Source organism: Pseudomonas sp. AC083, from assembly GCF_979253165.1.
This window is the reverse complement of the sequence record NZ_CEEDDH010000001.1, coordinates 46,717-62,229: the sequence shown is the minus strand read 5'-3', so window position 1 is coordinate 62,229 and position 15,513 is coordinate 46,717. Positions and strand designations below refer to the sequence as shown.

The 15,513-nt window shown below is 61.3% G+C and carries 9 protein-coding genes and 2 riboswitches; of the genes, 5 read left to right on the top strand and 4 right to left on the bottom strand.

Features of this window, described 5'->3' with window-relative positions; genetic code table 11:
- Positions 1–31 precede the first annotated feature (31 nt).
- Entirely contained in the window at positions 32–3,880 is a 3,849-nt protein-coding gene (gene cobN, locus AC0IXA_RS00210; protein WP_471811057.1) for a cobaltochelatase subunit CobN, read from the bottom strand.
- Positions 3,881–3,883: 3 nt separating this feature from the next.
- On the bottom strand, positions 3,884–4,948 hold the full coding sequence (gene cobW, locus AC0IXA_RS00205) for a cobalamin biosynthesis protein CobW (protein WP_024012737.1): 1,065 nt from the start codon (positions 4,946–4,948) through the stop codon (positions 3,884–3,886).
- A 99-nt stretch (positions 4,949–5,047) separates the two neighbouring features.
- A riboswitch (cobalamin riboswitch) is annotated at positions 5,048–5,259 on the bottom strand.
- Between the two features lie 779 nt (positions 5,260–6,038).
- Positions 6,039–6,257: riboswitch (cobalamin riboswitch) on the top strand.
- Positions 6,258–6,380: 123 nt separating this feature from the next.
- Between cobW and AC0IXA_RS00200 the strand changes: the two genes are divergently transcribed.
- The 4 genes from AC0IXA_RS00200 to cobM all read left to right on the top strand — a co-directional run bounded on the left by AC0IXA_RS00200 (position 6,381) and on the right by cobM (position 8,526).
- Positions 6,381–6,578, top strand: a complete 198-nt coding sequence (locus tag AC0IXA_RS00200) for a CbtB domain-containing protein (RefSeq protein WP_016774486.1) — start codon at positions 6,381–6,383, stop codon at positions 6,576–6,578.
- 11 nt (positions 6,579–6,589) lie between these two features.
- Positions 6,590–7,291 carry a CbtA family protein gene (locus tag AC0IXA_RS00195; protein WP_056785224.1) on the top strand — a complete coding sequence of 234 codons (702 nt, stop codon included), beginning with the start codon at positions 6,590–6,592 and terminating at the stop codon, positions 7,289–7,291.
- Positions 7,288–7,701, top strand: a complete 414-nt coding sequence (locus tag AC0IXA_RS00190; protein ID WP_341637682.1) for a cobalamin biosynthesis protein — start codon at positions 7,288–7,290, stop codon at positions 7,699–7,701. The genes AC0IXA_RS00195 and AC0IXA_RS00190 overlap by 4 nt, the downstream gene beginning before the upstream one ends.
- Positions 7,702–7,779: 78 nt before the next feature.
- On the top strand, positions 7,780–8,526 hold the full coding sequence (gene cobM, locus AC0IXA_RS00185; RefSeq protein ID WP_341637683.1) for a precorrin-4 C(11)-methyltransferase: 747 nt from the start codon (positions 7,780–7,782) through the stop codon (positions 8,524–8,526).
- Between the two features lie 116 nt (positions 8,527–8,642).
- On the opposite strand, the gene nfuA is transcribed toward cobM, so the two are convergent.
- Positions 8,643–9,227 carry a Fe-S biogenesis protein NfuA gene (nfuA, locus tag AC0IXA_RS00180; protein ID WP_003225494.1) on the bottom strand — a complete coding sequence of 195 codons (585 nt, stop codon included), beginning with the start codon at positions 9,225–9,227 and terminating at the stop codon, positions 8,643–8,645.
- A 103-nt stretch (positions 9,228–9,330) separates the two neighbouring features.
- Positions 9,331–11,625 carry a fatty acid cis/trans isomerase gene (locus AC0IXA_RS00175; RefSeq protein WP_471811052.1) on the bottom strand — a complete coding sequence of 765 codons (2,295 nt, stop codon included), beginning with the start codon at positions 11,623–11,625 and terminating at the stop codon, positions 9,331–9,333.
- A 155-nt stretch (positions 11,626–11,780) separates the two neighbouring features.
- Between AC0IXA_RS00175 and metH the strand changes: the two genes are divergently transcribed.
- Positions 11,781–15,491 carry a methionine synthase gene (gene metH / locus AC0IXA_RS00170; RefSeq protein WP_471811050.1) on the top strand — a complete coding sequence of 1,237 codons (3,711 nt, stop codon included), beginning with the start codon at positions 11,781–11,783 and terminating at the stop codon, positions 15,489–15,491.
- Positions 15,492–15,513 lie beyond the last annotated feature (22 nt).

Sequence of the window (15,513 nt, the reverse complement as noted above, 5' to 3'; positions counted from 1 at the left end):
GAGGGCTGGGGTGAGGGTAGCTTTTTAGCGGCTACATATCTTCCTCGACATCCAACAGCAAATTCTCCAGCGCCTCTTTATAAGCCCCAGGCTCCTGCCACATCCCGCGCTGCTGCGCTTCGAGCATGCGTTCGGTCATGTCGCGCAACGCATGGGGATTATGTTCACGAACAAAATCCCGGGTCGCCGGATCAAGCAAATATGCCTCCGCCAGCAACGCATATTGATGGTCATCGATCAACTGCGTAGTCGCATCGAAGGCGAACAGATTATCAACCGTCGCCGCCAGTTCGAACGCGCCTTTGTAGCCGTGACGCTTGATTCCGTCGATCCACTTCGGATTCGCCGCGCGCGAGCGCACCACACGGTTCAACTCTTCCTTCAGGGTACGAATCTTCGGCAAATCCGGCTGGCTGTGATCGCCGTGATAGCTGGCCGCCGCTTCGCCACGCAGAGTCTCCACCGCCGCGAGCATGCCGCCCTGGAACTGGTAGTAATCGTTGGAATCGAGCAAGTCATGCTCGCGGTTGTCCTGGTTTTGCAGAACTGCCTGTACCTGGCTCAGACGCTGGCTGAATTGCGCGCGGGCAGCCGTGCCCTCGTCGGCGCCGCCGTAAGCGTAGGCGCCCCAGTTCAGGTAAACCTCGGCGAGATCTTCGCGGCTCTGCCACAAACGCCCGTCGATTGCGCCTTGCACCCCGGCGCCATACGCCCCCGGTTTCGCGCCGAAGATGCGCCACCCGGCCTGACGCCGCGCGGTGTCTTCATCGACGCCCGACTGCAACAGCGCCTCGCGTTCGGCACGCACTTTAGCGGCCAGCGGATTCAGGTCGTCCGGCTCGTCCAGCGCGGCCACCGCTTGCACGGCGGCGTCGAACAGGCGGATGAGATTGGCAAACGCATCACGGAAAAACCCCGAAACCCGCAATGTCACGTCGACCCGCGGACGATCGAGCAGACTCAGCGGCAGAATCTCGAAATCATCCACACGCTGACTGCCCGTGGCCCAGACCGGACGCACGCCCATCAACGCCATGGCCTGAGCGATGTCGTCGCCGCCGGTGCGCATGGTTGCGGTGCCCCACACGGACAAGCCGAGCTGGCGCAAGTGATCGCCGTGATCCTGCAGGTGTCGCTCAAGAATCAGCGTTGCCGACTGGAATCCGATGCGCCACGCGGTGGTGGTCGGCAGATTGCGCACGTCCACCGAATAGAAGTTGCGCCCGGTCGGCAGCACGTCGAGACGGCCACGGCTCGGAGCACCGCTGGGGCCGGCAGGGACGAAACGACCGCTGAGGGCGTCGAGCAGCCCGCGCATTTCGGCCGGGCCACAAGCATCGAGCCGTGGGGCGACGACTTCGCGCAGATGCTCGATTATCGAATTAACCTCAGCCCAACCCGACCCTTGTGGGAGCGAGCCTGCTCGCGAAGGCGTCGGGTCAGACAGCTGTTCTTTTACTGACACACCGCTTTCGCGAGCAGGCTCGCTCCCACAGGGCACGTTCAGTGTTTGGGAGATCAAGTCTGCGGCAAACAATTCGAGGCGCTCGCGGGTGTCGCCGGCGGTGCGCCAGACTTCTTCGCTGATGGTCTGCAACTCGGTCGGACGCGGGCCGTTCCAAGGATCGGCCAAGGCGCAATCCAGCGGATCAAAACCGAGATCAAACGCGTTGGCCAGTGCTCGCAGCAGACTCGACTGCGCGCCCTTGCCGTCACCGCGCGGGATGCGCAGCAACGCCAGCAAGGTGTCGATACGCAAGCGCCCGCTCGGCGATTCGCCAAAAATGTGCAACCCATCGCGAATCTGCGATTCCTTCAGGTCGCACAGATAAGTGTCCAGACGCGGCAACCAGATCGCCGCATCGGCGTCGCTGTCCAGCGCTGCATCCAGTTGCAGTTCCCTGTCGATCTGCGTGTCCCGCACCAGTTGCAGAATGTCGCGTTGCAACTCGCGGGCACGGCGCGGATCGAGCAGTTGCGCCTCGTAATATTCGTCGGCGAGCAGCTCCAGATTGCGCAGCGGCCCGTAGGTTTCGGCGCGGGTCAGTGGCGGCATCAGGTGGTCGATGATCACCGCCTGCGTGCGGCGTTTGGCCTGAGCGCCCTCGCCCGGATCGTTGACGATAAACGGATAGATATTCGGCAGCGGCCCGAGCAGCGCGTCCGGCCAGCAATTCTCCGAAAGGCCGACGCCTTTGCCCGGCAACCATTCGAGATTGCCATGCTTGCCGACGTGGATCACGCCGTGAGCGCCGTAGGTGTTGCGCAACCAGAAATAGAACGCTAGATAACCGTGCGGCGGAACCAGATCCGGGTCGTGGTACACCGCGCTCGGATCGACCTGATAACCGCGGGCGGGCTGGATGCCGACAAAGGTCAGACCGAAACGCAGACCGGCGATCATCAAGCGACCGTCGCGACACATCGGATCGTTGTGTGGCGATCCCCAACGCTCGAGTACCGCGGCGCGATTCGCTTCCGGCAACGCATTGAACATTGCCAGGTAATCGTCCATCGCCAGGCTCTGCTGGCACGGGCGCAAGTCGAGACTGTCGAGGTCGTTGCTGACGCCGCCGAGCAGTTGCTGGATCAGTTCGGTGCCGCTGTCGGGCAACTCGGCCGTGATCGGATAACCTTCGGCACGCAATGCGCGGAGGATGTTCAGCGCCGCCGCCGGCGTATCGAGGCCGACGCCATTGCCGATGCGGCCGTCACGGGTCGGGTAGTTGGCGAGGATCAGCGCGATGCGTTTTTCGCCGTTCGGCACGCGTGCCAAAGCTACCCAGCGCCGCGCCAGTTCGGCGACGAAATCCATGCGTTCGGGCTGGGCGCGGTAGCAGACCACATCGGACTGGCTGCGCTCGCTGCGCCAGGCCAGATCCTTGAAGCTGATCGGTCGGCTGATGATGCGCCCGTCAAGCTCTGGCAAAGCAATGTGCATCGCCAGATCACGCGGCCCGAGGCCCTGTTCGCTGTCGCGCCAGCCGGGCTCGTTGTCCTGGGCGCAGATCGCTTGAATTACCGGGATGTTGCGGCGAAACGGGCGCAGATGCGGTGCTTCGGGACTCGATTGGGCAAAACCGGTGGTGTTGATAATCACCCCCGCCTCGACTTCATCCAGCCAATCCTCGACCACCGACAAGCAACCGGGTTCTTTCAGACTGGCCACCGCGATCGGCAGCGGACTGAGCCCGGCTGCCTGTAAGCGCTGGCAGAACACATCGATGAACGCCGTGTTCGCCGCTTGCAAATGCGAGCGATAGAACAACAGCGCCGCCACCGGTTGACCGGGCAGCCATTCGGCTTGCCAGTCGCTCAGGGCAGCGCTGTTTTTCTGTGGTTGATAAATCGCCGTGCGCGGCAGGGTTTGCGGCTCGTTCCACGGGTAATCGCGGGCGAACCATTGGTGGCCCAGGCAACGGAAGAAATCCAGTGCATTGCCCATGCCGCCCTGACGCAGAAATTGCCAGAGTCGATCGCGTACTTCGGCGCTGACCGTGCTCAAGTCACTGAGCTCGGGGTCCGGGCGGTCGTCGCCGGGCACCAGAATCAGTTGCACGCCGCGTTCGGACAACTCGACCAGCCGCTCGACACCGTAGCGCCAATAGGCGATGCCGCCGTGCAGTGAGATCAGAATGACCTTGGCGTGGCGCAGCACTTCGTCGACATACAGATCGACCGAGGCATGATTCTGCACCTGCATCGGGTTGGCCAGACGCAAGCTCGGATAGTTATCGGGCAATTGCTGCGCAGCCTCGGCAAGCAGCGCCAGGCTGGAATCGCCGCTGCACAGGATCACCAGCTCGGCGGGGGTTTGTCCGAGATCGGCAATGTTGTCGTCCGAGACGAATCCGCCGGGCTGGGTCCTGAGCAGGTGCATGGCTTAAACGCTGAGCGCAGCGCGCAATTGCGCTTCGAGTTGTGCGGCATCGAGTTCCTGGCCGATCAGCACCAGACGCGTGACGCGCGCTTCTTCGGCGCCCCACTGACGGTCGAAATGCTTGTCAAAACGCGTGCCCACACCCTGAATCAACAGGCGCATCGGCTTGTTCGGAATCGCCGCGAAGCCTTTCACGCGCAGAATGCCGTGCTGCACCACCAGTTGCGTCAGCGCGTCGAGCAGCAGGCTTTCATCGGCTTGCGGCAGTTCGATTGAGATCGAATCGAACGCGTCGTGATCGTGATCGTCGTCATCACCGTCATGGTGGTGATCGTGGTGACTGTGGCGGCTGTCGATGTGCTCCTCGGAGCCGGCACCGAGGCCGATCAGCACGTCGAGCGGCAGGCGGCCATTGCTGGCTTCGATGATTTTTACCGCTGGCGGCAGCTCTTCGGCGACTTCAGCGCGCACCCGAGCCAGATCTTCCGCGCTGGTCTGGTCGGCCTTGTTGAGGATGACCAGGTCAGCACTGGCCAGTTGATCGGCGAACAATTCGTGCAGCGGCGACTCGTGATCAAGGTTCGGATCGAGTTTGCGCTGGGCATCGACCTGATCCGGGAACGCTGCGAAGGTGCCAGCAGCGACGGCCGGGCTGTCGACCACGGTGATCACCGCATCAACGGTGCAGGCGCTACGGATTTCCGGCCACTGGAAGGCCTGCACCAGCGGTTTTGGCAGGGCCAGGCCCGAGGTTTCAATAAGGATGTGGTCGAGATCGCCGCGACGGGCAACCAGTTCGCGCATTACCGGGAAGAATTCTTCCTGCACCGTGCAGCACAGGCAGCCGTTGGCCAGTTCGTAAACACGGCCGCTGGCCTCTTCTTCGGTGCAGCCGATGGTGCATTGCTTGAGGATTTCACCGTCGATGCCGAGCTCGCCAAACTCGTTGACGATCACCGCGATGCGCCGGCCCTGAGCGTTATCGAGCATGTGTCGCAGCAGCGTGGTTTTGCCTGAACCGAGGAAACCGGTGACGATGGTGACGGGGAGTTTGGCCAGTGTTTTCATCGGTATGCCCTTTGGCAAGCGGCGGGCATACGGGACGAGAACCGGCAGCGCGCATGCACGCCGGAAGCATTCGCCACCGGATCACCCCGCCCGGTTGTAGTGAGAATCTGTGACGAGGCAGGTCTCCTGGCTGACGGCGTTCAGGCGCTGGGCCTGGCGTCCATTGCGCCTTCCCGCTGGCTCATCGGTTGAGCTGGCAGTGGCGTGGCAACGAACATCACCGTTCACAGTTGCGGGGGCAGCCGCGGCTTTGACCGCGTTCCCTTCTTAGCTTCGGCGAGTGCCGAAGAACCTCGAAAGCGCAAGGCTACGCATGGGTCCGTCATGGGTCAATGGTCGGTGAGTCTGAAACTGGGGTATATCCGTTGCTGCGGTAACGGCTTCTTATGGTTTCGCTCTTACAGCGAGTCCCTTTTTCAAACGCCGGAGTGCCGGCCCAGCAAAAAGGAACCAAAAGGCTTTGCCCCGGCGTACGGCCCGCTCGCTGGAGCTCGGGGTACCTTCGTTACGGAGGGGCAAAAGATCAAAAGCAACAGCAAAAGCAAAAGCCAGATCAAAAGATCGCAGCCTTCGGCGGCTCCTACAGTTGGATTGGGTACCACTTCAAGAACAGGTCGGCTGTCAGGCCGCCTTCGCGAGCAGGCTCGCTCCCACAAAAGCAAAAGCAAAGCAGCGCAGCTGCCCGCGGCGAAGCCGCCCCACTCAACAATGAGCGCAAGCTCGAGTGCTCTTGATCTTGATCCACCGGCGAAGTCGGAAGGCTGAGCGGAGGGATTGATCCGGGCGTGGGAGCGCAGCGACCGTACGACGCAGTCGTACACAGCGGAAGGAGGTGCAGCGAAGCAAACCGGAGCCGCTGCTCCCGGATCAGTTCCGCAGCGAAGGAACCCGAGCCTGCGAGGGCCGAACGTAGGAGCAAGCCTTTTTGGGTACTTTTTCGGCGTTTGGAAAAAGTGCCTCGCCGTAAGGGCGAAACCGTAATCAGCAACACCCGCAGCAACGGATATACACACAAAAACATCAGAAAAACACCCCCACCGCAGCACCGAAAACTCCCCGGAAATTGACTAAAAACCCAAACCCATGTTCTCCTGCCCACCTTGTTACGGGTGCCCTTCACAGGGTGAAACGGGAAACCGGTGAATCATGTGCTTTACTCAAAGCCATGTCAGTCCGGTGCTGCCCCCGCAACGGTAAGCGAGCGATGCGTCAGATCCACTGTGCCCCGGCATGGGAAGGTGATGCTTGCAGGTCGGCCTCGTGCCAACCCCTCGCGAGCCCGGAGACCGGCCCGCAACACCCAGCGCGCGCAAGCGCCGCTGACCACAAACAAACCCGCGGTGGGCGGGCGCTGTTCGAAATCCCTGCGTGCCCGGCTCGCAGGGATTTTCATGCGCTCTGTTTACCCGCTGACATTTCAGAGGGAAGCGCTATGTCGATCATCAGCAATACCGTCAGCCACACTGACCACATCTCCAGCAGCACCACACTCGGCCAACGCGTGGCCGCCGCCCTCTTCGCCTCGATCCTCGGTGCCAGTCTGGTCTGGTTCGCCGGCTTCTCGCACATCGAAGCGGTGCACAACGCCGCTCACGATACCCGCCACAGCGCCGCGTTCCCGTGCCACTGAGGCTTGCCGAGATGATCAAGCGTATCGCGCAAACCGCAGGCTTCACCGGCTTGCTGGCCGCCCTGCTGCTGACCCTGCTGCAGAGTTTCTGGGTATCGCCACTGATTCTGCAGGCCGAAACCTTCGAGAAATCCGAACCGGTCGCGCAAGTTCACGAACACGCCGCCGGCACCGCCGCCCACAGCCATGATGGCGAAGCCTGGGAGCCGGAAGACGGCTGGCAGCGCGTGGTCTCGACCACTGGCGGTAATCTGGTGGTGGCGGTGGGTTTCGCCCTGATGCTCGCCGGCCTGTACACCTTGCGCGCGCCAACCAAAACCTCGCAAGGGCTGCTCTGGGGTCTGGCCGGTTACGCGACGTTCGTACTCGCGCCGACCTTGGGCCTGCCACCTGAATTGCCGGGCACTGCGGCTGCCGATCTGGCTTCGCGGCAGATCTGGTGGATCGGCACCGCCGCTTCGACCGCCGTCGGCCTGGCACTGATCGCCTTCAGTCGTCACTGGCTGATGAAGCTTCTCGGTGTGGCGATTCTCGCCGTGCCGCATGTGATCGGCGCGCCGCAACCGCAGGTGCATTCGATGCTTGCCCCAGAGGCACTGGAAACCCAGTTCAAAATCGCTTCGCAGCTGACCAACGTCGCGTTCTGGCTGGCCTTGGGCTTGATCAGTGCATGGTTGTTCCGCCGTAAAAGCGCAGGTCCATATCAGGCATGACCGATGACCGCGCAGCGCCGACCCTCGTGGTCGGCCTCGGCTGCCAGCGCGGCTGCCCGGCCAGTACGTTGCGTGCATTACTCGATCAAGCGTTGCAGGCGCACCGCATCGAGCTGCGAGCGGTCAAGGCTTTGGCGAGTATCGACCTCAAGCGCCACGAACCGGGGTTGCTGGAACTGGCCACACAATTGAACCTGCCCCTGCAGTATTTCAACAGTGCCGAGTTGGCGCCCTATCAACAGCGCCTCAGTCATCAATCGCAGATCGCCTTTGAGCGCACCGGCTGCTACGGCGTGGCGGAAAGCGCCGCGCTGGCGCTGGCCGAGCAACTGATTCAGGCTCCGGTGAAACTGCTGATTCCCCGGCTGAAATATGCGCAGGCCACGCTGGCGTTGGCCGGCGCCGGGTAAAATCCCGATAATCCCCGCCATTGATCATGAGCACACTTCATCTGAGGTGCGGCTGCGCTTCTTCACAAGGATTCAACGATGACCGTCTACTTCATCGGCGCCGGCCCCGGCGACCCGGAACTCATTACCGTCAAAGGCCAACGGCTGATTCGCAACTGCCCGGTGATCATTTATGCCGGTTCGCTGGTACCCGCAGCGGTGCTGGAAGGTCATCAGGCCGAAATCGTGGCCAACAGCGCTGAACTGCATCTGGAACAAATCATCGATCTGATCAAAACTGCCCATGCTAAAGGCCAGGATGTTGCCCGTGTGCATTCGGGGGATCCAGGTCTGTACGGCGCGATCGGTGAGCAGATCCGCTACTTGCGTGAGCTGAACATTCCTTTCGAGATCATTCCGGGCGTGACCGCGACGGCAGCATGCGCAGCGCTGCTGGGCGCCGAGCTCACTCTGCCGGATATCTCGCAAAGCGTGATTCTGACCCGTTACGCCGACAAGACCGCGATGCCGGCCGGCGAGGAACTGGCCAGTCTGGCGCAACATGGCGCGACCATGGCGATTCATCTGGGGGTCAATCATCTGCAAAAGATACTGCTTGAACTGTTGCCGCATTACGGTGCGGATTGCCCGATTGCGGTGATTCACCGGGCAACGTGGCCGGATCAGGATTGGGTGGTGGGAACATTGGCGGACATTGCCGCAAAGGTCGAGGCCAAAGCGTTTCGGCGCACGGCGTTGATTCTGGTCGGGCGGGTGCTGGGCAGTGAGGTGTTTAGCGAGTCTTCGTTGTATCGCGCCGGGCATGCGCATCTGTATCGACCGTGAGTGGAACGCGGAGCGTCCCGGGCTGCGTACCCACGCAGAGCGTGGGCACGATCGAACCACAGGCATAAAAAAACGGCGCTCACGGGGCGCCGTTTTTCATGTTCGCAGCGAACGCCTTAGTAGTAGGCGTTTTCTTTCTGCGTGTGGTCGGTCACGTCGCGAACGCCCTTGAGCTCCGGGATGCGCTCGAGCAGAGTGCGCTCGATGCCTTCCTTCAAGGTCACGTCGGCCTGGCCGCAGCCCTGGCAACCGCCACCAAACTGCAACACAGCGATGCCGTCCTCGACCACATCGATCAGGCTGACCTGACCGCCGTGGCTGGCCAGCCCCGGGTTGATTTCGGTTTGCAGGTAGTAGTTGATGCGCTCGTTGACCGGGCTGTCGGCATTGACCATCGGCACCTTGGCATTTGGCGCCTTGATGGTCAGCTGGCCGCCCATACGGTCGGTGGCATAGTCGACAACGGCGTCGTCAAGAAACGCTTCGCTGAAGGAATCGATGTAAGCGGTGAAGCTTTTCAGCCCCAGCGCGGTATCTTCAGGCTTCTCTTCGCCCGGCTTGCAGTAGGCAATGCAGGTTTCGGCGTACTGGGTGCCAGGCTGGGTGATGAAGACACGGATGCCGATGCCCGGGGTGTTCTGCTTGGAGAGCAGATCGGCCAGGTAATCATGGGCGGCGTCGGTAATGGTAATAGCGGTCATAAAAACTCCTCGCAGGCTTGGGCGCAGTTTACGCCAATCGGCGCGACTGACAAAGTCCTAGTATTTTTGTCGGGAAAGAATCCCGGCATATGCCTGCGAATGCTCAAAGGTTCTCGTACCGGTTCATATCCAGCACACCCTCTTCCACCGGATCGGTTTCGTGGATGTACTGGCTCAGATCGTGGAAATACAGCCAGAACTGTGGATGACTGCGACGAATGCCCCAGCGTTCGACGATTTTTTCGAACCGATTGGCATCCCTGGCATTCTCCATCGCATCGACAAACGCTGGCACCTGCTCGGCCGGTACGTTGAAGATGAAGTTCGGGTAACTGGTGAGTACGCCCGGATAGATCGTCAAGGTGTCGAGACCCGGTTGATAGCGCAGCGACTCACCGAGCAGAAACGCCACGTTGCTGTGCGCGCGGTTGCGCAGCACGCTGTAGACCTCGCGCTTGCCGCTGGCGGTTTCAACGCGCAGCAAGGTCGCTTCGGGCATCTGGTCGATGACTTTCAACCCTGCGGCCGGTCGCGAGGCCAGACGGCTCAGGGCCTGCTCGGCGTTCTGCAACGCCGGATCTATATTCGGTCGCGAGCAATAAGCGCCGTCGCAGCGATTGATCGGGTCTGGCCGCGCGTTCAGATCACCGTAGCGCGCCAGCAACTGCATGGCGAAATCGTGTTTCGGGTCTTTCTCGTCGAGCTTCAGCGCGGTCGGTTTGTCGTCATCAATGGCCTCGTAATCGAGCCACATCTTGAATTGGCCGCCGTCCTGGTACCAATCGTTGAGGTAATCCTCGCGTGAGTCGGCGGGCATCAGGCGCAGGAAGTTCTGCTCCGCGCCATTACGGATCAGGTCGAAATACAGGCGAGTCTGCGCTTGATGGGAGACGTTGCCGAACACGTCGAAGTTGACCGCGAGCTGGTAATAGGTGCGCTCAAGCAGCGGATAGTCGAACAGCCACATGGTTTGCGGCACCTCACCGATCAGCCCCTTGGTCACCGAAGCACTGTCGAAATGGCGGAAAATGCTCAGCAAGGCGTTGTCGTTGCCGGCCCACAGCGTCGACCAGCTCGGCGCCGGCAGATCGGCGTAGCTGTCACGGCGCAGTGCCTCGTATTCGTTGCGCTTGTCGCGATAGTTGCGCCACAGGCTCAGCACGCTGCCGACATCGTCGTTCTGCCCCGGCATCGCCAGCAGCGGCGTGGCCTGGCCACGGTAGTTCGGGTCGGTGATGTAGAGGTCATGCTCCGGGGCCTGGAACAGCGCCCAGAAGTTGTCGCGGATCACGTCGGTCGCGATCTGCCCACGGCACACCGGGCCGCGAATGAAGGTGCGGACGAAGTATTCGGCGTTATCGAGCATGAACTGATAGCGCGCCTGCGCCGGAATCGCCTCGAAGGTGGCAAACGGATTGGCACGGCTCTGCGGCCCGTAACCCGGCAGCGCATTGACCTGCCAGTTGCCGCTGTAGAACAGGCTCTTGATCCGGGCCATTTTCGCCGCGCTCAGCGGATAAGTGATGTGCGTCTTGTGCACGATCACCCCCTGCACCGGCCACAAGCGGTAATACACCTGCGTGCCCGGGTCGTCGTTCGGGCGGCGCGTGGCGATCAGGTCGATCGGCTGGCCGCTCGGCGTACGCGACCGTACCCACTGGAAATAATGCCCCGGCTCGCCGTCCTTGAAATAAATGTGCGCCAGATACCAGTGCTCGAACAGCCAGCGACCGACCAGACTCTGCCGGGCGCCGGGGGCGTTGAGCAGGTTTTCCCACTGCAGGATCTGCATGGCCTCTTTGGCACTCGGCGCCAGGCTCTGCTCGTCAATCGGCGCGCCAGACGCCAGCCAGCGCTGCAAGGTCTGATATTGCTGGTCGGTCAGCCCGGTGACCGCCAGCGGCATGCCCTCCTTCGGGTGCGCGCCGGCATATCCGTCGAACTCCGCAGGCATTGCGCATAGATTGTTGCGATTGAGCCCCAGGACAATGTCTTCGGGCAGCTTGGCGTTCGGCGTCAGCGGCGTCTTGTGGCCGAGTTCAAGCATGCGTGCCATCAGCGCAGCCTGACTGCCCTGGGCGTCGAGTACCGAATAGAAGTCTTTCTGCTGCCAGGCGCGCTTGCCGAAGGCGTCGTAAAACAAGCGCGTGGTCGGTGCTGCCTGGGTGCGTTCGCCGTCATATACCGGCATCTTGCTCGCGCCACGGGCGGCGCCTTCGCCACTGCCGAGATTGAGCTGACAGGCCGAGTCATAGCACGCATGGCAGGCTACGCACTTCTCGGTGAAGATCGGTTGGATGTCTCGGCTGTAGGAGATGGAAGAAGAAACGGCAGGATCTTGCGCCGCAACGCTCCCGCTCAGGACCAGCAACCATAAACTGATGAAGCGGTGCGGCATGTTGCTGATCTCGATGATAAAAAAAGGCTGCGATTCTACCGTTATGACGCTCGTACCAACATGAGCGATATTCATGCAAAAGCTGCACATGCTCCAAAAGCGCACAGGTTTGCTATGATCCCGCTCCTTCGTAATGGTCTTTCCGAGTAGTCCACATGTCCGATCGCAGCGTCCGCCTTCAAGCTCTCAAGCAAGCCCTCAAAGAGCGCATCCTGATTCTCGACGGCGGGATGGGCACGATGATCCAGAGCTACAAGCTCGAAGAACAGGATTATCGCGGCAAGCGCTTCGCGGACTGGCCGAGTGACGTCAAGGGCAACAACGACCTGCTGGTGATCACCCGTCCGGACGTGATCGGCGGTATCGAAAAAGCCTATCTGGACGCCGGCGCCGACATTCTCGAAACCAACACCTTCAACGCCACGCGCATTTCCATGGCCGATTACGGCATGGAAGAGCTGGCTTACGAGTTAAACGTAGAAGGCGCACGTCTGGCGCGCAAGATTGCCGACGCCAAGACCGCCGAAAACCCGGCCAAGCCGCGCTTCGTTGCCGGCGTGCTCGGCCCGACCAGCCGCACCTGCTCGCTGTCGCCCGACGTCAACAATCCCGGCTACCGCAACGTGACCTTCGATGAGCTGGTGGAAAACTACACCGAAGCCACCAAAGGCTTGATCGAGGGCGGCGCCGACCTGATTCTGATCGAAACCATTTTCGACACCCTCAACGCCAAAGCGGCGATCTTTGCCGTGCAAGGTGTGTTCGAAGAGCTGCACCTCGAACTGCCGATCATGATTTCCGGGACGATCACCGATGCCTCCGGCCGGACCCTGTCGGGCCAGACCACCGAAGCGTTCTGGAACTCGGTGGCCCACGCCAAGCCGATCTCCGTGGGTTTGAACTGCGCCCTCGGCGCCAGCGAACTGCGTCCGTACCTGGAAGAGCTGTCGAACAAGGCCAGCACCCACGTATCCGCGCACCCGAATGCCGGCCTGCCGAATGAATTCGGCGAGTACGATGAACTGCCGTCGCAGACCGCCAAAGTCATCGAAGAATTCGCCCAGAGCGGTTTTCTCAACATCGTCGGCGGTTGCTGCGGCACCACACCGGGCCACATCGAAGCCATCGCCAAAGCCGTGGCCGGTTACGCGCCGCGGCAGATTCCGGATATCCCCAAGGCCTGCCGCCTCTCCGGTCTGGAGCCGTTCACCATCGATCGCAGCTCGCTGTTCGTCAACGTCGGCGAACGCACCAACATCACTGGTTCGGCAAAATTCGCCCGCCTGATCCGTGAAGACAACTACACCGAAGCCCTCGAAGTCGCTCTGCAGCAGGTCGAGGCCGGCGCGCAGATCATCGACATCAACATGGACGAGGGCATGCTCGATTCGAAGAAGGCCATGGTCACCTTCCTCAATCTGATCGCCGGCGAACCGGATATCTCGCGCGTGCCGATCATGATCGACTCGTCGAAATGGGAGGTCATCGAAGCCGGCCTCAAGTGCATCCAGGGCAAGGGCATCGTCAACTCGATCAGCATGAAAGAAGGCGTCGAGCAGTTCATCCATCACGCCAAGCTGTGCAAGCGCTACGGTGCTGCGGTGGTAGTGATGGCCTTCGACGAAGCCGGCCAGGCCGACACCGAAGCGCGCAAGAAAGAGATCTGCAAACGCTCCTACGACATTCTGGTCAACGAAGTCGGCTTCCCGCCGGAAGACATCATCTTCGACCCGAACATCTTCGCCGTCGCTACCGGCATCGAAGAGCACAACAATTACGCCGTCGACTTCATCAATGCCTGCGCCTACATCCGCGATGAGCTGCCGTACGCGCTGAGCTCCGGCGGCGTGTCCAACGTGTCGTTCTCGTTCCGTGGCAACAACCCGGTGCGTGAGGCGATTCACTCGGTGTTCCTGCTCTACGCGATCCGCGCCGGGCTGACCATGGGCATCGTCAATGCCGGCCAGCTGGAAATCTACGATCAGATTCCGGTCGAGCTGCGCGACGCGGTCGAAGACGTGATCCTCAACCGCACCCCGGACGGCACCGACGCCCTTCTCGCCATCGCTGACAAGTACAAGGGCGACGGCAGCGTCAAGGAAGCCGAGACCGAAGAGTGGCGCAACTGGGACGTCAACAAGCGTCTGGAACATGCGCTGGTCAAGGGCATTACCACGCACATCGTCGAAGACACCGAAGAATCCCGCCAGTCGTTTGCGCGGCCGATCGAAGTGATCGAAGGCCCGCTGATGTCCGGCATGAACATCGTCGGCGACCTGTTCGGCGCCGGCAAAATGTTCCTCCCGCAAGTGGTGAAATCCGCGCGCGTGATGAAGCAGGCCGTGGCGCACTTGATCCCGTTCATCGAACTGGAGAAAGGCGACAAGCCGGAAGCCAAGGGCAAGATCCTCATGGCCACGGTCAAGGGCGACGTGCACGACATCGGCAAGAACATCGTCGGCGTGGTGCTTGGTTGCAACGGCTATGACATCGTCGACCTCGGCGTGATGGTTCCGGCCGAGAAGATCCTGCAGGTCGCCAAGGAAGAAAAATGCGACATCATCGGCCTTTCCGGCCTGATCACGCCGTCGCTGGACGAGATGGTCCACGTTGCCCGTGAAATGCAGCGTCAGGATTTCCATCTGCCACTGATGATCGGTGGCGCGACGACGTCGAAAGCGCACACCGCGGTGAAGATCGAGCCAAAGTACAGCAACGATGCCGTGGTCTACGTGACCGACGCGTCGCGCGCCGTCGGCGTGGCGACACAATTGTTGTCCAAGGAACTCAAGGCCGGTTTCGTCGAGAAGACCCGCCTGGAATACATCGACGTGCGCGAGCGTACGTCCAATCGCAGCGCCCGTACCGAACGCCTGAGCTACGCCGCCGCGATCGCGAAGAAGCCGCAATTCGACTGGGCCAATTATCAGCCAGTGGTACCGACTTTCACCGGCAGCAAGGTGCTCGACAATATCGATTTGAACGTGCTGGCCGAGTACATCGACTGGACGCCGTTTTTCATCTCCTGGGACCTGGCCGGCAAGTTTCCGCGCATCCTTGAAGATGAAGTGGTCGGTGACGCCGCCACTGCGCTGTACAAGGACGCCCGGGAAATGCTCACCAAACTGATCGACGAAAAGCTGATCAGCGCCCGTGCGGTGTTCGGTTTCTGGCCAGCCAATCAGGTCAACGAAGACGACATCGAGCTGTACGACGATAACGGCAAGCCGCTGGCCAAGCTGCATCACCTGCGTCAGCAGATCATCAAGACCGACGGCAAACCGAACTTCTGCCTCGCCGACTTCGTTGCGCCGAAAGACAGCGAAGTGACCGATTACGTCGGTGGTTTCATCACCACCGCGGGCATCGGCGCCGAAGAAGTGGCCAAGGCCTATCAGGACGCGGGCGATGACTACAACTCGATCATGGTCAAGGCCCTCGCCGACCGTCTCGCCGAGGCTTGCGCCGAATGGCTGCACCAGCAAGTACGTAAAGAGCACTGGGGTTACGCCAAGGATGAAACGCTGGACAACGAGGCGCTGATCAAAGAGCAATACCGCGGCATCCGCCCCGCTCCCGGCTACCCGGCCTGCCCGGATCACACCGAGAAAGCCGCGCTGTTCACCCTGCTCGACCCGGAAGCTGCGGAAATGCGCGCCGGACGCAGCGGTGTGTTCCTCACCGAGCACTACGCGATGTTCCCCGCCGCTGCGGTCAGCGGCTGGTACTTTGCTCATCCGCAGGCGCAATACTTTGCCGTGGGCAAAATCGACAAGGATCAGGTACAAAGCTACACCGCGCGCAAAGGCCAGGACCTGAGCGTGACCGAGCGTTGGCTGGCGCCGAATCTGGGTTATGACAGCTGAGTCGGACCTCAGACCTGGGAGC